At 53.4% G+C, this 21,014-nt stretch carries 18 protein-coding genes and 1 pseudogene; all 19 read right to left on the reverse strand.

Going from position 1 to position 21,014, the window contains the following annotated elements; translation table 11 throughout:
• Window positions 1–58: 58 nt before the first annotated feature.
• The 19 genes and pseudogenes from AC1UKS_RS18860 to tssC all read right to left on the reverse strand — a co-directional run bounded on the left by AC1UKS_RS18860 (window position 59) and on the right by tssC (window position 21,014).
• A complete protein-coding gene (locus tag AC1UKS_RS18860) occupies window positions 59–1,528 on the reverse strand; it encodes a serine/threonine protein kinase (RefSeq protein WP_482434820.1) in 1,470 nt (489 codons plus the stop codon).
• 29 nt (window positions 1,529–1,557) lie between these two features.
• Window positions 1,558–4,170 (reverse strand): type VI secretion system ATPase TssH, encoded by a 2,613-nt coding sequence (tssH, locus tag AC1UKS_RS18865; RefSeq protein ID WP_482434821.1) that lies wholly within the window; start codon window positions 4,168–4,170, stop codon window positions 1,558–1,560.
• Window positions 4,171–4,218: 48 nt separating this feature from the next.
• A complete protein-coding gene (tssG, locus tag AC1UKS_RS18870; RefSeq protein WP_482434822.1) occupies window positions 4,219–5,283 on the reverse strand; it encodes a type VI secretion system baseplate subunit TssG in 1,065 nt (354 codons plus the stop codon).
• A complete protein-coding gene (gene tssF / locus AC1UKS_RS18875) occupies window positions 5,280–7,157 on the reverse strand; it encodes a type VI secretion system baseplate subunit TssF (protein ID WP_482434823.1) in 1,878 nt (625 codons plus the stop codon). The genes tssG and tssF overlap by 4 nt, the downstream gene beginning before the upstream one ends.
• A 2-nt stretch (window positions 7,158–7,159) precedes the next feature.
• On the reverse strand, window positions 7,160–7,741 hold the full coding sequence (gene tssE / locus AC1UKS_RS18880; RefSeq protein ID WP_265911394.1) for a type VI secretion system baseplate subunit TssE: 582 nt from the start codon (window positions 7,739–7,741) through the stop codon (window positions 7,160–7,162).
• Window positions 7,738–8,556: a type VI secretion system accessory protein TagJ gene (locus AC1UKS_RS18885; RefSeq protein ID WP_265911395.1), complete on the reverse strand. Its 819-nt coding sequence runs from the start codon at window positions 8,554–8,556 to the stop codon at window positions 7,738–7,740. The genes tssE and AC1UKS_RS18885 overlap by 4 nt, the downstream gene beginning before the upstream one ends.
• Before the next feature lie 25 nt (window positions 8,557–8,581).
• Window positions 8,582–9,574, reverse strand: coding sequence for a hypothetical protein (locus AC1UKS_RS18890; RefSeq protein ID WP_482434826.1), 993 nt, complete (start codon window positions 9,572–9,574; stop codon window positions 8,582–8,584).
• Between the two features lie 18 nt (window positions 9,575–9,592).
• Window positions 9,593–10,387 carry a PP2C family protein-serine/threonine phosphatase gene (locus AC1UKS_RS18895; protein ID WP_482437044.1) on the reverse strand — a complete coding sequence of 265 codons (795 nt, stop codon included), beginning with the start codon at window positions 10,385–10,387 and terminating at the stop codon, window positions 9,593–9,595.
• Window positions 10,387–12,435, reverse strand: a complete 2,049-nt coding sequence (tagH, locus tag AC1UKS_RS18900; RefSeq protein ID WP_482434827.1) for a type VI secretion system-associated FHA domain protein TagH — start codon at window positions 12,433–12,435, stop codon at window positions 10,387–10,389. The genes AC1UKS_RS18895 and tagH overlap by 1 nt, the downstream gene beginning before the upstream one ends.
• Before the next feature lie 196 nt (window positions 12,436–12,631).
• Entirely contained in the window at window positions 12,632–13,033 is a 402-nt protein-coding gene (locus AC1UKS_RS18905) for a lysozyme inhibitor LprI family protein (RefSeq protein ID WP_482434828.1), read from the reverse strand.
• Window positions 13,034–13,207: 174 nt separating this feature from the next.
• A complete protein-coding gene (locus AC1UKS_RS18910; RefSeq protein ID WP_482434829.1) occupies window positions 13,208–13,579 on the reverse strand; it encodes a hypothetical protein in 372 nt (123 codons plus the stop codon).
• A gap of 560 nt (window positions 13,580–14,139) precedes the next feature.
• Entirely contained in the window at window positions 14,140–14,670 is a 531-nt protein-coding gene (locus AC1UKS_RS18915) for a hypothetical protein (RefSeq protein WP_482434830.1), read from the reverse strand.
• A gap of 330 nt (window positions 14,671–15,000) precedes the next feature.
• Window positions 15,001–15,366 (reverse strand): hypothetical protein, encoded by a 366-nt coding sequence (locus AC1UKS_RS18920; protein ID WP_265911401.1) that lies wholly within the window; start codon window positions 15,364–15,366, stop codon window positions 15,001–15,003.
• A gap of 27 nt (window positions 15,367–15,393) precedes the next feature.
• Window positions 15,394–16,245, reverse strand: a complete 852-nt coding sequence (locus tag AC1UKS_RS18925) for a glycoside hydrolase family 73 protein (RefSeq protein ID WP_482434831.1) — start codon at window positions 16,243–16,245, stop codon at window positions 15,394–15,396.
• Window positions 16,246–16,599: 354 nt separating this feature from the next.
• The gene (locus AC1UKS_RS18930; RefSeq protein ID WP_482434832.1) at window positions 16,600–16,959 is read right to left on the reverse strand and encodes a T6SS amidase immunity protein Tai4 family protein; all 360 of its coding nucleotides are present in this window, start codon (window positions 16,957–16,959) and stop codon (window positions 16,600–16,602) included.
• Window positions 16,956–17,444: pseudogene (locus AC1UKS_RS18935) on the reverse strand (type VI secretion system amidase effector protein Tae4). The gene AC1UKS_RS18930 and the pseudogene AC1UKS_RS18935 overlap by 4 nt, the downstream one beginning before the upstream one ends.
• 48 nt (window positions 17,445–17,492) lie before the next feature.
• Window positions 17,493–17,975, reverse strand: coding sequence for an Hcp family type VI secretion system effector (locus AC1UKS_RS18940; protein WP_265911406.1), 483 nt, complete (start codon window positions 17,973–17,975; stop codon window positions 17,493–17,495).
• Window positions 17,976–18,749: 774 nt separating this feature from the next.
• A complete protein-coding gene (locus tag AC1UKS_RS18945) occupies window positions 18,750–19,409 on the reverse strand; it encodes a hypothetical protein (RefSeq protein ID WP_482434833.1) in 660 nt (219 codons plus the stop codon).
• A 105-nt stretch (window positions 19,410–19,514) separates the two neighbouring features.
• Window positions 19,515–21,014, reverse strand: coding sequence for a type VI secretion system contractile sheath large subunit (gene tssC, locus AC1UKS_RS18950; RefSeq protein WP_482434834.1), 1,500 nt, complete (start codon window positions 21,012–21,014; stop codon window positions 19,515–19,517).

Here is a 21,014-nt window from a genome sequence, read left to right on the forward strand (position 1 = left end):
GATGATTTCCCTGAAAGACTGCGCCCGGCCGGTGATGGGCCGGGCTGAAGAGAGGTGATTAACTTTGCGGATTCAGCAGCCACACGCCTTCACGATCCACCGTGATGCTCTGGTCGCGGGTCTGGCCGTTATTGCTGATGCTGAAGCGGTAGTCGCCCGGCGGCAGTTGCAGCATGGCAAAGCCGTTTGGCGACGGGACCAGCGCCTGCGGATTGCCGTTCATGGCGACCCGATCACCCGGCAGCAGCTTGATATAGACCTGCGCAACCGGGGCTGGCGGTGGCGGCGCAACGGCTGGGGTCGCCTGTTCGGCACCGGTCTGGGTTTCCGAACCGGCCGGCGTCGCCGACGGATTTGCGCGGGCGGTTTCCGTTGGCTGCGATGCCGATGCTGGTGCGGTTGTCGATGCTGGCCCAGTTGCCGCGCTCTCAGGCTGGCTGTTGCTGCCGCCCCCGGCAATCAATGCCCCGACGCCGATGCCCACCAGCACGCCCGCGGCAATCAATCCCGGAACCATAAAGCGTTTCAGCGGAGAAACGGGCGTCGCCGCCACCTCTTCTTCTGGCTCCACCGCCACCAGCATGGTGCCCGGACCGCTGACTTTCACTTCATGGATCTCGTTGATGTCGGTCGGGGTGAACTCCATCAGCGCGGCAAACTCATCGACGGTCTGTGGGCGATCTTCTGGCTGCAAGGCCAGCGCCCGATCGATGGCATTCAGCAGCGCCAGCGAGTAGCCAAACGGCTGTCGCTGCATCAGCGGCTGGTAGTTATCTTCAATGCTGCGCACCACGCTGACCGGCGGCGGCGATCCCACAATCAGCGTGTGCAGCACCGCGCCCAACGCATAGATATCGGTCCAGGTGCCCTGCTCGCTCTCGCTATCGTCGCTATATTGCTCGATAGGGGCGAAGCCCGGCTTGAGCATGGTTTCGGTCTCATCGGACAGGTTGCCGATGGCCTTACGCGCCGAACCAAAGTCCAGCAGCACCGGCACGCCGTTCTCCTGAATCTGGATATTATCCAGCGAGATATCGCGGTGCAGATACCCTTCGTGATGGATGGTGTTGATCGCGCCAAACAGCGGCGGCAGCGCAGTGCGGATCCAGGCTTCGCTAATCATCTCCGGACGTTGCTGATGCAGCTGCGAAAGCGTGGTGCCGGTATAGAACGCGGTGCCCATATAGGCGGTGTCGTTCTGTACCCAGAAACGCAGCACGTGCAGCAGGTTCGGGTGATTGAAGCGGGCCAGCAGGCGCGCCTCCTGAATAAAGCTGTTCAGCCCGGCGTGGAAGGTTTTGCTGAAGCGTTCGCTACGCAGCACCAGCGTCAGGTCATCATTACGCACGGCCAGCGAGGCCGGCATAAACTCCTTGATGGCAATGGTCCGCTCCAGCTGATGGTCCCAGGCGCGGTAGACAATGCCAAAGCCGCCACCGCCAATCACTTCCTTGATTTCAAACTCGTTAAAGCGGTAGCCCACCGGTAAGGCATTCGGGACTGCGCGCGGATTATCGTGTTCTGACATATTGGACAACTCTCTGATAGTGACAGGCCTTAAGCCTCAAACTGACACTGGAATTCGCCCTGCTGTAAGGTCACACGCAGGCGGCGATACTGTTCATCCCGCGCGCTGGCGGTGAGCAACATCTGGCTCATCTGCGGCAACAGGGTATTGGTAAGGATGGCGTCAACCATGCGACCGCCGGATTCCACCTCGGTGCAGCGCTGCACAATCTGGGCAATCACGCTGTCGTCCACCTCGGAAACAATGCCGTGGTTCTGCTCCAGGCGACGCTGGATACGCTTCAGCTGCAGGCGAACAATGCTGGCCAGCATCTCGTCGCTGAGCGGGTAATAGGGCACCACCAGCAGACGGCCCAACAGCGCGGGCGGGAAGACCTCCAGCAGCGGAGGACGCAGCGCAGCGGCCAGTGCATCGGGCTCCGGCATCAGTTCAGGATCGGCGCACATCGCGCTAATCAGCTGGGTGCCGACGTTGGAGGTCAAAATGATGATGGTATTGCGGAAGTCGATATGACGTCCCTCACCGTCTTCCATCCAGCCTTTGTCGAACACCTGGAAGAAGATTTCGTGCACGTCCGGGTGCGCTTTTTCGATCTCGTCGAGCAGCACCACGCTGTAAGGCCGACGGCGGACGGCTTCGGTTAACACGCCGCCTTCGCCATAGCCGACATAGCCCGGCGGTGCCCCTTTCAGGGTCGAGACGGTATGCGCTTCCTGGAATTCACTCATATTGATGGTGATGATGTTCTGCTCGCCGCCGTAAAGCGTCTCGGCCAGGGCCAGTGCGGTTTCGGTTTTACCGACGCCCGACGGGCCGCAGAGCATAAACACCCCGACCGGCTTGTTGGGATCGTCGAGTCTGGCGCGCGAGGTCCGCACCCGCTTAGCAATCAGATCCAGCCCGTGTCGCTGACCAATTACCCGCTCGTTCAGCGTATCCGCCAGCTTCAGCACCGCATCGATCTCGTTTTTCACCATGCGGCCCAGCGGGATGCCGGTCCAGTCGGAAACCACCGCCGCAACCACGTTGGCATCCACGGCGGCAAACAGCAGCGGCGATTCGCCCTGCAAATCCTTTAACTGCTGCTGACGTTCTTTCAGCGTGGCATGCAGGTCAGCCACGTCTTCCGCACTGTCCTGATGCAGCTGGGCACGCAGGGCGATGATGCCATCGACCAGCTCGCGCTCAGCCTGCCAGCGGGCGGTGAGTGCCTCAGCCTGCGCGGCCAGTTCGGCCAGCTGTTCGCTTAATGTTTCAACGCGCGCGCTGTCGCCAATGCCCACTTTCAGCTCGCGTCCGGCAATCTCTTTTTCGATTTCCAGCGCGTGGATGCGGTGCAGGCAGTCTTCCAGCTGCGGCGGCTGAGCGCTCTGGCTGACGGCCACGCGGGCGCAGGCGGTATCCAGCAGCGCCACGGCTTTATCCGGCAACTGACGCGCCGGAATATAGCGATGCGACAGTTTCACCGCCGCGGCAACCGCTTCGTCCAGCAGCAGGACGCGGTGATGTTTTTCCAGCGGGCTGACGGTGCTGCGCAACATCAGCAGCGCCTTCTCTTCATCCGGTTCCTGCACCTGCACGGTCTGGAAACGGCGGGTCAGCGCCGGATCTTTCTCGATATATTTTTTGTATTCGGCCCAGGTGGTCGCGCCAATGGTACGAAGCTGACCGCGTGCCAGCGCCGGTTTCAGCAGGTTAGCCGCATCGCCGGTCCCCTGCTGACCGCCCGCGCCGACCAGCGTGTGGATCTCGTCGATAAACAGCACGATCGGCGTTGGGCTGGACTGCACCTCGTTGATCAGGGCCTGCAAACGCGCTTCAAACTCGCCCTTCATGCCGGCACCGGCTTGCAGCATGCCGATGTCCAGCAGCCACAGCTGCACGTCCTGCAACGGTTGCGGCACGTCGCCTGCGGCAATGCGCAGCGCCAGTCCTTCCACCACGGCGGTTTTACCGACCCCGGCTTCCCCGGTCAGTAGCGGGTTGTTCTGGCGACGACGCATCAGGATGTCGACCATCTGGCGGATCTCTTCATCACGCCCGGCCACCGGGTCAATTTTGCCTTCGCGCGCCCGCGCGGTCAGGTCCTGGGCATATTGCGCCAGCGTGCCCTGCTGCTGAGGAACCGTACCGGCATCAACCGGGGCGGCGCTCACCTGCTGTGCCTCTTTGCTGTTGGCAGACACGGTGTCGAACTGTTCCAGCAGCGCGTCCACGCTGATGCGACCAAACTGCGGTGAGATGCCCTTCAGCAAACTGGCAAGGTTGAAGGTTTTCAGCATGCCGATCAGCAGATGGCCGCCACGGATTTTCTGCACGCCGAATTTCAGCGAACCGTAAACCCAGGCGCGCTCGACGGCACTGTCGATATGTTCCGACAGATCGGAGACGGCGCTGGCTCCGCGCGGCAGGCGATCTAACGCCGCCACGATATCCCGCGTCAGCGCCTCTTCATCCAGCGAGAAATGGCGGATCGCCTGTTGCAGATCGCCCTCCTGATGCTGCATCAGCTGATGAAGCCAGTGCACCAGTTCAACATAGGGATTGCCGCGCAGTTTGCAGAAGGCGGTCGCACTTTCCAGAGAGGTGAATAACAGCGTGTCCAGTTTGCCGAACAGTACGGCGCGGCTAATTTCTGACATAGTTTTTCTCAGTAGTTGAAGGCGGTGATAAGCGGGAGGACAACGTCCTTACATCCCAGGGGTTTCAATCGGTTCAGGGCTGAAGGTCAGATCGTTACGCGGCTGCGGATGTTCAGGGCAGCCCAGCCAGCCATTGTAACCCAGCTGAGCCGGGCCACCGAGGCTGACGCCCTGCACGTCTTCCGCCGCCAGGATCAGCCGCAGGTCCCAGACGTATTCGATGCCCAGATACTGCCGAACCCAGTCGCGCAGTTGCTGTGCCCACGGTGTGCCGGGCAAGAACCGGTTGTAATTTGCCAGGCTCAGCGGCCCCAGTTCGATGCGGAATTTGTGCTGCACATCGCGCACAGCCACGCCGAGAAAGGCGGACTGCCCCAGTGTCGGCATCCTTCTTCCGGCACCCAGCTGCGCGCGCTCGCGGCGATCAATTGGTTGCCAGTGCGGCACGTTCTCCACCAGCGTGACCGGCACCTTAAAATAGTGGCTGAGGATTTTTTGCAATCCTTCGGCATCGCGCCCGTTGCGGGTTAAGTGCCCGGCCACCGTATAGCGCGCATGTTCGCTGAGGCTGCCTTTCTCCAGCTGGCCGGGCTGGCCCATGCCAATCAGGCTGGCCAGATAGCGCTCAAAGTGATGGGCATCTTCCCGATCCAGCGACACCGTCGGCTGCGCATCAGCCCAGGCACGATAAAACAGCAGCGTCAGGCGATGATGGAACAGATCCGCAAAGGCGCTCAGGCTGTGATCCTGATGATGGTAAATGCGCTCGCGGGCATATTCGGTCAGGTGAACCGGCAGCGGGCCGTTGGGGCCGAACAGGCCGAAGCTGAGGATCGAAACATCGTGTAGCGGGCTGTTCTCACGCACGCTGGCGCTGGCGAGCGTGGAAGGTGCGAAGGCCAGCGAAGGTGTCTGACCGATGCGCAGCGGCTCGTGGCGCGGCAGCGGCGCCCGTCCCAGCGGATAGCGTTCCCCGCCCTGCGCATCCAGCCGCCGCAACAGCTGAAACAGATCGTAGCGCCAGGGTGCCAGCGTCACGCCTTGCCAGAAATGTTCCGGCAGCCGCTGAATTTTGCGGAATCGTAACGTCGGTGGTGCCGTCGTATCACTCATATCAGCGCCCTTTTGCCCATCCTCGGCGACCAGTAACCCACTTCACCGCGCTGCTGACTCATCAGCGTCACTTCGGTAAAGCTGTTCATCGCCACCAGCCGCGAAAAGACCCGTTCCAGCACGCTGCCCAGTAACCACGGACTGGAACCGGAGAACGCCTGTTCATCCACGCTCAGTACGATGCCCACGCCCCGCGCAAAGACGATTGGGCCAGGTTCCGGCACCCGGCGATACACCGGCTTTAACTGACAGTGGCGAATGCCGTCGATCTGCCTGGCCACCGGTGCCTCCGCCAGATTGGCATACAGGCCCAGCAGCTGGCGCAGCGCGGCAGCGCCCTGGCCCTCATCGCTGTCCATCAGGCTGAGGTAGTTCATTTGCAAATGGCTGATCAAGCGCCAGGTCGTCAGCCCTTCGGCCAGCGCCGGACGCGGTGGCGTTGGCCCTTTCTTCAGCGTTAACTGACCGACCGGAATCGAGTCTGGCATCAGGAAGTTGCCCTGATCCTGTTGCAGCAGCATCAGCGGCAGATCGCGGCTGGTGCACAGCACCTCAGCGGTCAGATGGCGCAGATCATCGCTCCACGGGGAATGACGTTCGTCCACCAGCGACAGGAAAACTTCCGAGCCGACATAGCCGGTCCGCGTGCCGTAACGCTGCGCGCGTTCTGACAGCGTGCGCTGTTCGCGGCGCAGCGAGAAATAGGCGCCGTAATCCCCGTGGTCCTGACTGAAGGTGCTCCAGAACGGGCGGAAAACCTGTTCGTCACGGCGCTTATCACCGGTGGCATACAGCTTCTGAACCGAGTAAATCTCGTAATCCAGCGGGCGAATATTGTCGACCACCAGATGATATTCATGCACGCCGTCGCTAATTTTCTGCCGCTCGGCCGTTTTCGGGAACAGGTTGATCACCGGCGTGCAGTGCAGCGACAGATGGCTTTTATCAATCACCCTTTCCAGCGCCGCATCGGCTTTATCCAGCAGCAGCACGATTTCAAACGCCTTCACCTCCGGGCCGCACTTGCCGAGAATGCCGCGCAGCTGGCTGATGTTGATGAACTGGAAACGGGCCGGAAAAGCAAAGTACTCCTGCAGCAGCCGGTAGCCGTCGAAGTTGCGCAGATCGTCCGGCAGCAAAGCCTGATCTGGCGAAAATCCTTCCTGGGTCAGCGCCTCATCGTTCATCACCACCCGCTGCGGCTGGGCTTCCACCGTCTGACAAAAGCTGCCCACCGTGTGCTGCATAATCAGCTCAAGCAGCTTTTGCGCCTGAATATCCGGGCCGCTGAGGAAGAACATCAGATCGTCGAAAGTCAGGGTGTTCAGCGTCACGTCGTTGAAACAGGTCAGGCGAATGCGTAGCGCACTTGCGGCACCGCGCTGGCTGAGGCCCATCGGCCCCAGCGGAATATCCGCCGGCACGCCGCCCAGCTCGACGCTGGCGATGGTCAGCGGCTGCAGCATCACATCGTGCGCGGTGCTGTAGCTGCAGGTGACGCCACTTTTCTTCAGCGTCTGGCTGTCCATCATCGTGCCGCGCGGGACGCGAAAGCCGCCGCTGATGTCGCCTTTCTGGCTGTCCGGATGCAGCTCCGCAATCGCCATCGACGGCGTAGGGGCCAGGTAGTTTGGCGCAATCATCTCCAGCATCCGCTGGGAGAAACGCGGGAACTCGGCATCCATTTTTAACTGCACGCGGGAGGTCAGAAAGGCAAAGCCTTCCATCAGCCGCTCGACATACGGATCGGCGACATCAATCCCGCGCATCCCCAGCCGTCCGGCGACTTTTGGGTAGCGTTCGGCAAACTCCGCCCCCATCTCGCGCAGGTACGCCAGTTCACGGTTGTAATAATCGAGCAGTTTGCTGTCCATGATTACCCTACGTCTTTAAACTCAAAATGGCCGTTTTCCAGGTCGACATCGGTGCGGAACAGGAATTCCAGCGGATAGGGCACGCACCATAGCCGCCCCTTGATTTCAATCGACAGCACGTTGTGCAGGTCCAGTGAGGTGGTGTCCGATATGCAGCGCACCTGTAAACCGACTGGCAAAATGCGCGGCTCAAAATGCAGGATTGAGTTGGTGAGCTTGCGCTGCACATCCTGCCATTCGATATCGGACATGCGCTGCCCGGAGAGCGGTGCCACGCCATAGTTCAGCACCGAGCGTTTAACCTCCGCGAACGGCTCCAGATCCTGCTGCCCTTCGTTATTGATGCTGTTAAACAGCCACTGCAAATCCCGCAGCACATTGCGCCGCAGCGTGGTGTGGGAGATGACCGTATTACTCGCGGACTCTTTCAGCTTGTCCGGGGCGTTATCGGTCAGCCGATCCAGCAGCGAAGGCTGCATTTTATCGCGGGCGTTTAACGCTTCCTGCTTGTTGCGGTGACGGTAGCCGCCGCGCAGCAGATCGCTTCCCTGCTGCGGCTGATTCAGATCGAAGTCATTGCTCATAGCGCCTCGTCGAAGGTCAGCACGTCCAGGCTCAGCAACGGATAGTCCGCGTCGCCGCTCAGCCAGGTTTTCTGCCCCAGTCCGCTAAAGTGCAGACCTGCACGATCCAGCGGCTGCCATTCGGTGACGCTGGCCAGCAGCAGGTTATCAGCAGCCTCAGCGCCAAATGGATAGCGCACCGGGATCTGACATACCTGCTCGCTGCCATCGGTCAGCCGGACCGAGGTATGACGCCAGACCAGATCGGTCACGCTGGCCGGTGCCTGAAAACGCAGTTCGCTGATGGCGCTGAACGGCAGCCAGGTGTAGCGCCCGTTGACGATCAGCTCGCAGATTGGGCCAAGGCGGCCATCGCCATCAATCAACCAATCGACCGCCTGCGCTGACTCATCCTTCAACTGCTTCAGGCGGCCGGGATTGATTTCAGCCGCCTCGAATGCCGCCGCACGCAGCTCGTCAGCCCGCTCGGTTTTGCCCGCCGCATCGGCCCGCAGCGCGCTTAACAACCCTTCGGCCCAGTTAAAGGCGTCGCCGGGCATCATCGGCGAGGCCTCGCCAGCAAACACCGCCGCGCGCAGCACTTCTCCCGCCACCGCCTGCTCCAGCAGCGTCACCGTGGGTTTGGCCTGGGGCTTCAGCGCCGCCCAGGATTTCATCTGGGTGGTGGCGCGCGTCCAGTTTCCGGCCAGGCACAGCAGCTGCACGAAGGCCGCGCGCAAATCGGCATCCGCCGGGTTGGCTTTAATTTTGCCTTCGACGCGCGCCAGCGTTTCCGCAAGCGAGGCGCCGGACATCAGGGTGCTGAGGGAGTACATAAGCTTTCCTTTGACGTGCAGTGAACTAGTTGAGGGTGCGGAATGCACCGGCTGCCGGGTCTTTCAGCTGCGGATGGAGCGCCTGCACCAGCTTGATGGTCAGCGTGCTTTTATCCGCCAGGTAAGGGGACCAGACTTTACGTACCTCAGCGAGGCGCGCCTTCACATCGCTTTCGTCGCTGGCCTGTGCGGCGGTAATTTCTACCACCACCGTGCCATCCGTTTTCCAGCCGTTAACCGCCGGGTCGAACGGCACCACCATCCAGCTCTGCGGCGACTTCTCGTCGCTCAGCACCATCCGCTGATTATTCACGGTGGTGATTTGCAGATCCTGGCTGAGCGCTTTGCTGGTCAATCCGGCCACCGGGAAGCCCTGCAGGAAGGTCATGCGCACGTTTTTGCTGGCCCCTTTGCCCAGCTGAGCAATCTGGCTTTCGCCGCTCAGCCAGCCATCGCTGCCACAGCTGACGCCGCCTTTGGCAGGCACAAACAGGGCGCTGGTTTGATTGCCGCTACGAAAATAGGTGCGGAAGTGGCAACCATCGAGCAGGCTGAACTGCACCCAGGGCGTGGTATCGGCTGGCGGGGAAAGATCGGCCGCCGCTGGCGTGGCTGCCGGTGCGGTTTCGGCTGCCGGAGGCGCTGCGGGAGTCGTCACCGGCGCGTCAGGTTCCACTTTCACCGCCCACGACTGGGCTTTGGCGGCGGTGCCTTTTGCCAGCGTACTGCCGTTGCTGTCGGTCATCTGCCAGTGAATGGATTCCATCTTGCCGCACTGATGCTGCAAGACCTTGCCGACGCGCGGTAGAAAATCTTCCAGCACCTGCGGATCTTTTTTGCCTTTTGCCACGATGCGCAGTGGCAGCTCACGCGTACACCAGTCCGCCGCGTTTTTGCTTTTAACGTTATCGATCCAGATATCCAGTTTCTGCGAAGGCGAAGAGACCACGAGATAATCCTGCGCCCAGGCGCTGGACGCGATAAACAGGGAGAGCGCGCCTGATAGCCAATATTTCATATAAGTCCTTTAAGGCCGTTAATCACGAAGAGGGAAAAACTGGGCTGCCTGCGACAAGGAGTGCAGCAGCGTGGTGTCTTGTGGATCGCCAACCCAGACCGCCACAGCGCTGTAGTTGTCCTGGCTGGCCTCGGATTGCTGGTCATTCTTGCGGATCACTTCCTGCATCAGCGTCAGCCACTCGTCCGGGGTGTTCACCATATGCAGCGACTGCTGCATCAGTTCTGGCGAGAGGGCGTGCCAGAAGCCGTCCGTGCAGAGTAAAAACGCATCGCCATCTTCAATCGGCACCACATCGCTGTAGCTGGCATCCCGCTCTTCATCGCCCATGCCCAGCGCAAAATAGAGCAGATTGCTGTTGATCCCTTCGGTCTGGTGTCCGGCATCTTTCATCTGCTGCACCAGGCTGTGGTCGGTGGTGACGTGATAGAGATAGCCCCGACGAAACAGGTACAGGCGACTGTCACCGGCGTGCGCCCAGTAAGCCAGCTCAAAATCCCGATCGATAAACAGGCTGACCATGGTGGTGCCCATACGTTTGTAGTCGGTCATGGCTTTCTGCTGCTGGCGGATGGCGCCATTGGCTTCGTTGACGTAGCGGCGGATGCTCTGCGCATCCAGATGCCGATCGCCGTTGAAACGTTCCAGAATGGTGTTGCGCGCAAGTTCCGCCGCGACATCACCGCCTGGCAATCCCGCGACACCATCGCAGACCACAAAACAGGCCGACCGCTCACCGATGATCTCACCTGTCTGGTCCTGATTGCTTTCGCGGGCGCCCTGATTCGACATAGAGGCAATGGTGATATTCATCATTCTTCCGATCTGATTTGAGAGTCTTTGTACTGGTTCACTTCCATGTCATAGGCATGCAGAAACGCCTCGCCAAACAGGGTATGGAAGTCGTCTTCGATTTCACCGGCGGTTTCGCCATAGCGTTTGGTGAAGTGTTCCCACAGCGCGGCTTTGCGGCTGCCCGGCAGGGAGATGCGCGAAGTGATCCCCTCCTGTTTCGCTTCCTCTTCCAGTTGCTGAGGGTTAAAGGATTGCAGCATCGAGGCGATGATCGCGCGGATCCCGGCGATCATCCCCAACTGGTGCGCCTGCAGATCGACCAGCGCATCACGCACCGACTGTTTAGGCGGCATAAAGCCCGGCATGCGGCTGCCGAACATCTGCATCAGCACCGATTTACCTGACGGCAGCAGCTTGAACGGGTTGTTCGCCTCGTCGAGGATCACCGTCATTTCTGCCTTCACGCCGCGCTTGAGGATCGAGCGGGAAGAGAGCAGCGCCACGGTCCCCTGCGAGAACATGCTGAGCATCTGCCCAAGTTCCTGCATGGAATCGCGATCGATGCGCGGCGTCGGTTGCAGATCGTTGAGCCCCATGCCGCCGATTAATGCGTCCAGCAGTTCACCGTCGAGCACCTGGCCACTGGAGGCCGATGACGACGACTGCTGCGAAGCCGTATTGGAAACAGGATCGATGCGCAGACGGCCTTTTGGCGGCGGCGTGGTATTGCGGGCCACCGCCTGCGGCGTGGGCAGCGTGATGCCGCCGTAATCCGGTTGAGCGGCCGTCGGCGGCTGATCAAACAACGGCGAGTCAGTCTGATTTGCAGAAGACTCAGCGAACAGCGGTGAATCGGCCAGATCTGCAGAGGATTCAGCAAACAGCGGCGAATCGGCCAAATCCGCCGGGGATCCCGCCGACTGCGCCGGAGCGTCGTCGCCATGCTGTGGCGCATTATCAAACAGCGGCGAAGCGTGCTGCGGGTTGGGTTTGTCACCGGCAAAAAGATCGAAGTCACTGTCCAGCGCGTGCGGCGCTGGCGGCACGATGGTGTGCTGTGGAGGCTGCTGCGTCGCCGGACGCGGCTGGTTGCCAGACGCATCCATCGGCGTTAGCGGCACGGCATTGCCCATCATCAGGCCCAGCGGATCGTCGCTGTTGGCCTGAGCCGGTGCACCACCGCCGCTGCCACCGAACAGGGCCAGCGGATCCAGCTCATCCTTCCCTTTACCCGGCTGCTGAGGCTGAGCCGCAGGCTGCTGCATCAGGGTGCTTGGCGTGCTGTCATTGAAGATGCTGTCCTGCTTAAACAGGCCATCGTCATCGGTGAACAGGGAGTCCGGCGTTTGATCGCGGCGATCGAAGTTCAGGCTGTCCGGCTTGCTGACAAACTGCGCCAGCGGATCCACCGGATTGCGATCCGGTGCCGGAGCTTCGGCAAACGGATTCAGGTTGGCCGGCTGTGGCTTGCTGCGATTAGACAGGCTGTCGGAGATGGAAAACTCCTGCGCCAGGCTGTCCCAGATTTCGCTGGGGATGGCAGCGGGCGAGTTCTCTTTTGCAGCAGGCTGCGCGGCATATGCAGTTGCAGCCGCTGCCTGCGGTGCCGTGTTCGGCGGTACAGGTTGCGAAGCAGCGTTGGGAGTCGCCGATGGTGATGATACGTGTTGTGGTGAGGCCTGCACTGAAGCTGGCGCATCGCTTACCACTGCGCGGGAAATTGGCGCGCTAACAATGGGTTGCGCGCCCGCACCCAGCTCGCTGACCTGCAGTGCGTAATCGTCAATACGGATGATATCGCCATCCTGCAATTCCACCTGGCGACCGCGTTGCAGAGGAATATCATTCAGGTGCACCAGAGTAACGGTGCCGCGATTAGTAATTTGGCACTCGCCATTGGCGCTGACATGCACAATCGCCTGCAGGCGGGAGATGGAGCGGTTCTCATCCGGCAGCACCAGATTATTTTCAGTTCCCCGGCCAATGGTACCGCCCGGCGGCATAAAGTCGCAGCTACCCTGTGGCGGTTGCTGACCCGATTTGGTCGCTATTATCGTAAATCGCATAACGGTTTCCTGCGTTGGATTTAGTCGGCATTCAAGCCTCGCGGCTCTTTAAATAAAAGCGGCGAGGTTTGCAGGCTGAATTAGGGGGAGATGGCGATCAAACTCATGGCGGATGGATATCTCCCTCCGCTATGTGAATTCAAAAATGTTTTATTCAGGACTCACCATTCATAACTGACTGCATAAATTCAGCGAATCAGCCATAGGGCATTTCTTTAAACTGTGCGATACGCTGTTTGTCTAATTTATTTATGCAAATACTGACCATGCCAAGATGCGCACTGCTATCTTCGTCTGCAAGGCTGGCTTCCATTTTACACTGCCCTTCACGATACTTTAACCAGTTGCGCTGAGTTTCCAGCAGGGTTTGTAATTGAAATTTTACGATACTGCTATCACTCTTGTATTCTTCTTCGATACGTTTCTTTGCAGCAGAGTACTCTTTATTTAAAATCGCCTCGGTGGCATCTTTATTTCTTACGCTACAATTATCCACTTCCCAACTGATGGTTTTACTGCTGCAATCTTCATCTGCTCGGGCGAATTGAGAAACGGTGAGAGCTGTTACTGAAATTAAAAACAAAGCGAACTTTTTCATTTAATCCCTTACTGGAAATTGGGAAGTAGGCGGAGGGTCAACGAATTTTTTCATCTAAAAGCAGGAGGGTACTGCTCGGCAATTGCTGGAAATAAAAGTAAATTTACTAGTGAAGTTAATATCGCTATGGTGTTTAATATTCATAGAAACCTATCTATGGAACAACAAATAAACCTACTGCAAAGTCCCAACATCTCCTGCAATTGCCTTATCATTTTTAAAAATATTTAAGTTCCATTTTTCAAAGTCATTAGTCGTGAATGAATACGTATAGGCACCGTTTTTAAAGCTATACCCTCGAAAATTACACGACTCTGGACAATTTACATTGACGGTTTCCCCTTTAAGGTGAATACCCGCACCTGTTTTATTACTCTTCGAGTATGCAGTCACATCCTCACATGAGACATTTCCTTCAGAACAATGCTCAGTTATCTTTGCAGTGTATTTACTTCCAGAAAAAACGACTGTTGAATCAGCATGAGAGGGATTTGACCATCCGAGTAAAGAAACAACAATACATATTAATGCAGTATATATCTTCATGTTTTAATCATATGTATAATTTAGGTTAGGTGAGATATTAATTGTAGTAAATAAAGTCACCTAACAAAAATAAAAATTGACATTAATTAATTATTGACCGTCAGTTATCGAAGACAAAACATTCATTCTATTGACCATGACATTTTTTAGACACTCCTTATCACTACCACAAGCATTTCGTTTTTTTAACCATTCTTTTTGAGAGTTTATAATTTCTTTCAGCTGTTAATTATTACCAACAGAAACAGCTCCTTCTTTTGCTGATTTCCATGAGTTATTTACACTTTTATCATAAGACGATAGTTCATAATCAGAACAGATTGCTTTCTCTGATGAACTTTGAGCTTTTGAACAACTGAAAGAAGGCTCTGGAGTTGCTCCATTACTTAAAGGTGACAGAGTGAGGATGGATCCATCATACCAATTCACAATCCGTTACAAGGCCAACAAAGAATATCTATGAAAGAGTTTATAAACGTAAAATGCATATCCCCTTCCAGGGATACGCTCAATTGCATCATGATAAGTTAACAATAATCGCTCAAATAAGCCTAAAATAATTACTCATTTAGATATTTTTCTTTTAATTCTTTAATCGTTCGAGCTCCTGAAGAACCTATCTTCTTGGTCAATTCACTATCTAACTCAAGATCACCAGTCGAGCTAACTACTGAAAATATAACTGACTCATCAGCAATTGCATTGGGAGACGAAGCCTCATAAATAACTGCAATATTCGGGGCGGGGTTGTTATTGCCTGAAATAACCTCCACGGATTTTGTCTTATTACATTTCTCAGCTTCCCAGTCATCATAACCGATGGTAGGGATTACTGTATGAATCACGGCTAATTTCTTAGACCCACCGACAAAACAAACATTTTCATCCTGCGCATTAAAACCACTTCCTGCGATGAACGTTCCCAGGGTTTTGCCATTATCTTTCATAGTAAAGCTTTGCCCATCAACAGGTGCGCCCCCTTCAATCGATTTTTCAGATGATTTTAGATATAAATCTTTTTGAAATGCGGTATCACTTACAGCATGTAACGATGTCTGCGCCAATACGCCCGTCGGCAGTAGTAACCACATGACCATAACAATTAACCGCTTATGTTCTCTCAGACTCATTAAGAGAAAATTGAAAATAATTGGCAATTAAAAACAACACTATGAATTTATGCCGAGAGTAGTGCCATAGCCAAAAATGCGCTTTGAATTAGATCATTGCGCCTCCATTCCAACATTCAGTTGCCCGGCCAATGGTGCCGCCCGGCGGCATAAAGTCGCAGCTACCCTGCGGCGGCGGCTGTCAGAATAGATATTTGTAATTTATTCATTTCTTTCTCAGCGCTCTCCATGACGTCATTCAATCCTAAAACTCTAATGATTGAATGAGCGAGTCTGAAAAGCGCCTCCTGATTATTCTGCGGGTTGTAATAATGACAGATTACCGTCTTCAGGATCGTCCTTATCACTAACCATCTGATGCGTTTTTTGATCAACATAGACACTAAACAAGCGATGCTGAACCTGAGGATCGCCAGGGCAAGTCCCCCCCTGTTTTTCCATGACATCAACCAGATCCATCCCTTTTTCTGCATCTTTGGTGAACAAATAATCTGTACAGGCGGGATCGCTGACCAGTTTCTCCTTCTCGACAGTACTTTTAACCTGCTTTATAACTGAATTTTCTGTCGGTGAAGTTGTTGCACTTACACAGCCCGTCACCAGCAGCAAAGATGCCGCCAAATATCCTTTCATTTTTGAATTAGCCATCGTATTCATATTGCTCCGTTATCGCCATCAGTCGCTTTACTGATGTAAAGCATTCTTGAAACTTGCTGAGGTTGAAACCTGTGGAGAATCATAATCCTTCAGCCCGTTAACACGAATGATAATCAGGATTTTATGTTCGTAATGTGGATCGGTGGCGTAACCGGCTTTTGCAACCTCATGAATAAATTTTTCAGGGTCATTGCTGTAAGCAAAGGCAGCACGATAACGGCGATTTGAAGACAAAAAGCGCCCATAGTCGTCAGCAGACTGTTCCAGCGTATCATATGAACGGAATCCATCCTGGATAACGGCCGAGCGTCCACCATAGACTTCATGAGTAGTCACATTGATTGATTTCCCGTCTGGTGATTTACCCTTGACACCAAAGAAAATATTTCCGGGCGCATGTGTTCCCCAGGTTGACTCCAGCGCCCCCTGCGCCAACGTGACAGCAATAGGAACTCCCCAACGAGATTTAACATTTCGCGCTGCAGGCAAAGCACGGTTGAACCATGCAACCTTGCGGTTTGCCGGGCGCTGCGCTGCTCGTTTTTGTAGAAGTTCTGCAGCTGCACTTCCGGGTTCAATGCGGGCGGCAGCATGATTAATAGTCGTTGCTCGCTGAGGTGCAGGACTGGAGGAATGGCTTAGCTGCCGTTGCGTAGGACCATTACGATTTACGACACCATCAGCATGGGACATATGCACCTGATTCCGCTGAAACTCCTCAATTCTTGCCTGAGTTTTAGGGCCAAACTTACCGTCTTCATGCAAAATTGCCCCATGATTTTCGTGAGCAGCCCTGTTTAACAAAGCCTGCACTTTTCGCACATCATCCTGATGATTAGGTTGTCCAACGCCAACCGCCGCTGTCAATTTCCAACGCATATGATTATCCTTTGCCAAATCCGATCAACTTAATTAGATAAATATTGATAATTTTTTTCTTAGCATTTTCTCATTAAAAAAAACCTTTAGAATACAAACTAATTACTACTTAGCCAATATTTGAAAATACCTTTCATAATGTTAATTAAGGGATGAAATAAGAAAAAGACAATAATATCATTTCACATCCCAAGCGGGGATCGGCAGCATTTAATTATGCCACTTTGTTTTCATTGATGTTACAGTCAGCGCTGCTTTCTGCGTCTTTTTTACCAAAACAACCCTGTCCACAGTATTTTTTATATTTAGAATCAAGGGGTTGCAACAAAAATTAAATCAAATTGATTAGAAAAGTTATTTATTATATTTATCGAAAATAGCTTTGGACTCTTTACTTTGAGAAACAAAAGTACATTTTAATACATTATACTCACCGCCGTTTGAACCAGACAGTTTCAACTTTAAGTAATTATCAATTAAGACATCACCCTTGTGAAAGGCATCGATTGGCAGGTGACTAACCTCTAACCATGACGCAGCACTCTTGAAAGCATCATCTTTTAATTTTTTATCCTGAGATATTTTTCCAATGCATCTATTTTGCAACCAGTTTTGAAAAATATCTGATTGTGTAAAAGAATCCATTTCTGGCGGTGTAACAGCCAATACAGCAGAAGAAGAACCCAGCAGAAATATAAATATTATTTTTTTCATTTCAATATCCAGAGTGAAGCAATCGTGGGTACAAATCTACCATTTTCTGCTCCGCCAATAAAGTGGCATGCACCTGAGCAGACATTTCCATTCCACAAGGTAACATGCCCGCGAGCATTACTCCATCCATTCCCCTGGAATAGAATAATACCTTGCTTACCATGAAATGAAGTTGGCGTGGGTGAATTTTCCGTAAGGTCGGGTTTACCAAGAACCCCACTAAAAACCCATCATGTCATTAACTCTATAATATATTTCTTTTTATCTTTTCCAGAGACCGTTGCATAACGACTGTTGGAAGGTATTGGAATACCTGTATAATTTAAGACATAACTCATCCGTATTGGGCAGGCATTTTCAAAAACACCCACATTAATATTCAGCTCTACTTTCCCACCAATAATATTACCCACACGCTGAACATTCACATTGACTTCAGAAAACCGATTCCATGCGGCTGAAAATGAAGGTCTGAACGTTGACATAATATATCCCTTTTGAAAACCTCCTCATATGAGGAGGTTTTATTCACTTTAAGCTTCTTTGTTTTCTTTAATGTTCCAGCCAGCGCTGCTTTCTGCGCCTTTGCCACCGGAAGAACTCTGCTCCCAGTATTGCTGTTTCACTTTAGAAGCCTGGAATGAGTAAGTCATACCCAGGGTGTCACCGTTATCTGAACCATTATAATTAACAGTCGTCACCAGTACGTCTTCCAGGGTAATACGCGCATACTCAACCTGAGTACCGCCTGCTTTACAGATTGACACTTCGACCTTGGTCAAGTGCTTACCGCTTGCGCAGTTTTTCAGGATTGCCGTCACTGACTTGTCGATCAGCGCATTAACATGCAGATCGTTAAAGTTCACTTTACCGGCGCCGCCGCCGCCGCCCACAGACATATTGCCTGGCTGTGAAGCGCCCCAGGAGAAAGAAGTAATATCGGTCCAACCGGTGTGGTTTGAATCTTTTGATTCGCCAGTCACACCGTCAACTTTCATAAACATATCAATAGCCATGATTATCTACTCTTCATTAGTTAAAATTTGCTTTAGATAAAGCACTGATATGGCAAACAGGAAAGCATGGGGCTGAATAAAACAGTCCATATTTTACCTCTGCCTCGCTTCTGAATATCTCTACATGGGATTATCCAGAAATATAGCTCCTTACTTTAAGGGTTTCGCTATAGTGTATACGGAGGTTGCATTAACAACCCCCGAAATATTTAATTCGGTTCGATATATTAACCATGTCATATTCAACTCTGCTACTAAACTCTGCTAATCAGAGGATAGACAATCAATGTGCCGATAGACTATAGTGACGCCTGCAACCTATGTCATACACCACAAAAAAGGAGAGGAATTTTGAAAATGACAATATCTTTCATCTTTATGGTCATATTTTTCTTACTATCTATCTATTCTATTATAGACATTACAAGCTCAATTTACTTGGTATTGAAATATGAGAAAACTTCATCTTCGTTTGTGGGATTCATGCTAGGTGAAACTCTATTTACTGTATTTTGCTTAACCTGCTCATTTTGGTTATTCAGATTAACTCGCAAATATCAAAAAAAACTTTAATTATTTATTCTTATTCTCTCGGCTAAACCATAAATGCAGATTGATGCAGCTATTGCGAGCAATAGCAATACTGCATTAACTGCAATTCTTCCCCCTGAAACATGCCAGTCAACAACAAAAATTGCAAATCCACAGCTAGTAAAAAACAATAAAAAACCCACTGCCATTAGAATATAGCAAGAAGCTAAACTTATTATTCTTTTAAGCATGTTGGATCCCATCAAGAAAAAATTCAAATACTGTTTCGGCTAGAGGTGAGTTGACATTTTCCAGTGAGATAGCCTCAAGATAGGGATCAATATAGTCCTCCAAAACAAAATATAAGAGGTCAAGATCTCCACTAGCTCTGAGCAATGAATATACTTCGAAATTCTTTTTACTTAAATCACGGGAAGAGTAAATTGAGCGTGAGACAGATGCACCTATTGTAATAATCCCTGTCATACCAGCACTAAACAGAAATTTAGGGATAACTCGACTAACGAACAAAGTAATAATTTGATTAATGAATATCGCTTTGAACATCATGGATCCCGCAGTACTCCCGCCTAGCTTTGTCAGTAGTCTCTTACATTTTTCTTCATTCAGGTTTTGTACATATTGTTTAATCACTATCTCCAATAGCCTTTTTAGATCATCACTGGTTGCACCTTTTTTCAGCATAGTTAACAGTCTTATGCGATCTGTTTCGTTATCCCAGCGGTGGTCAGAATCAAGGAAATCTTTGGTAAGTGCATATAGGTCACCAGGTATTTTTACAATGCCACTCAGTGCACTTACCATAAATACTTCCACGCCAGATTCTTTTTTTGCATTGAAAATAGCTAACATTCCATCGGCAATTTCTTTTGGTGAATTCATTGCGGGCTTCCTGCTTATTTTAATTTCAATCATCCTGAATTAATCGGATTCAGGCAATCATAGGGGGCATGGAGCCCCCTGATTATTCCACTACTCTAAAAAACACTACGCATCGTTAGATTTCAAAGAAGGCAGTTTAGATACCAGGCGCAGCGACACGGTCAGACCTTCCAGCTGGTAGTGCGGGCGCAGGAAGAACTTGGCGGCGTAGTAGCCTGGGTTGTCTTCGATCTCTTCAACCTGCACTTCTGCAGATGCCAGCGGCTTGCGGGATTTGGTTTCCTGCGAGGAGTTAGCCGGGTCCCCATCGACGTAGTTCATCACCCAGTCGTTCAGCCAGCGTTCCATCTCGTCACGCTCGCGGAAGGAACCGATCTTGTCACGCACGATGCACTTCAGATAATGCGCGAAGCGGCAGCAGGCGAACAGGTACGGCAGGCGCGATGCCAGACGGGCATTCGCGGTGGCATCGGCATCGTGGTATTCCGCAGGCTTCTGCAATGACTGTGCGCCAATAAAGGCGGCAAAGTCGGAGTTCTTGCGGTGAACCAGCGGCATAAAGCCGTTTTTCGCCAACTCGGCTTCGCGACGGTCGCTGATGGCGATTTCGGTCGGGCACTTCATGTCCACGCCGCCGTCATCGCTTGGGAAGGTGTGGCATGGCAGATTTTCTACCGAACCGCCTGACTCCACGCCACGGATTGAGGTGCACCAGCCGTACTCTTTGAAGGAGCGGTTGATGTTAGCCGCCATCGCATAGGCAGCGTTGGTCCAGGTGTAATTGCTGTGGTTCGCACCGTCGGTCTGCTCTTCGAAGTCGAAGCTATCCACCGGGTTGGTGCGAATGCCGTACGGCAGACGCGACAGGAAGCGTGGCATCACCAGGCCCAGATAGCGGGCATCTTCCGATTCACGCAGGCTGCGCCAGGCGGCATATTCGCTGTTCTGGAAGATTTTGGTCAGGTCGCGTGGGTTCGCCAGCTCCTGCCAGGATTCCATCTGCATCACGCCCGGCGCTGTCCCGGTGATGAACGGACAGTGCGACGCCGCGCCAATGCGCGCCATTTCGCTCAGCAGCTCAACGTCCTGTGGGCTGTGGTCGAAGTAGTAGTCACCGACCAGGCAACCGAACGGCTCGCCACCGAACTGGCCATACTCTTCTTCGTACACCTTCTTGAAGATCGGGCTCTGGTCCCAGCCGACGCCTTTATAACGCTTCAGCGTGCGGCCCAGCTCCTGCTTGGAGATGCTCATAAAGCGGATTTTCAGCATCTCGTCAGTTTCGGTGTTGTTCACCAGGTAGCTCAGGCCACGCCACGCCCCTTCCAGCTTCTGGAAATCTTCGTGGTGGATGATCTGGTTTACCTGCTGTGACAGCTTTTCGTCGATTTCTGCGATCAGCGCCTGAATTGTGCGGTAAGCATCGGTGGAGACGGTGACGGTATTTTCCAGCGCCTGCTGTGCCAGGGTTTTCACCGCGCTTTCCACGGCGGCACGCGCCGAATCGGTCTTAGGACGGAACTCTTTGTTCAGCAGCGCGCTGAACTCGTCCTGACTGTAAGCCTGCTGTTCCTGCAGTGCCGACTGCTGTGAAGGATTGCTCAT

Source organism: Erwinia sp. AK-PDG3-5 (genome assembly GCF_056821705.1).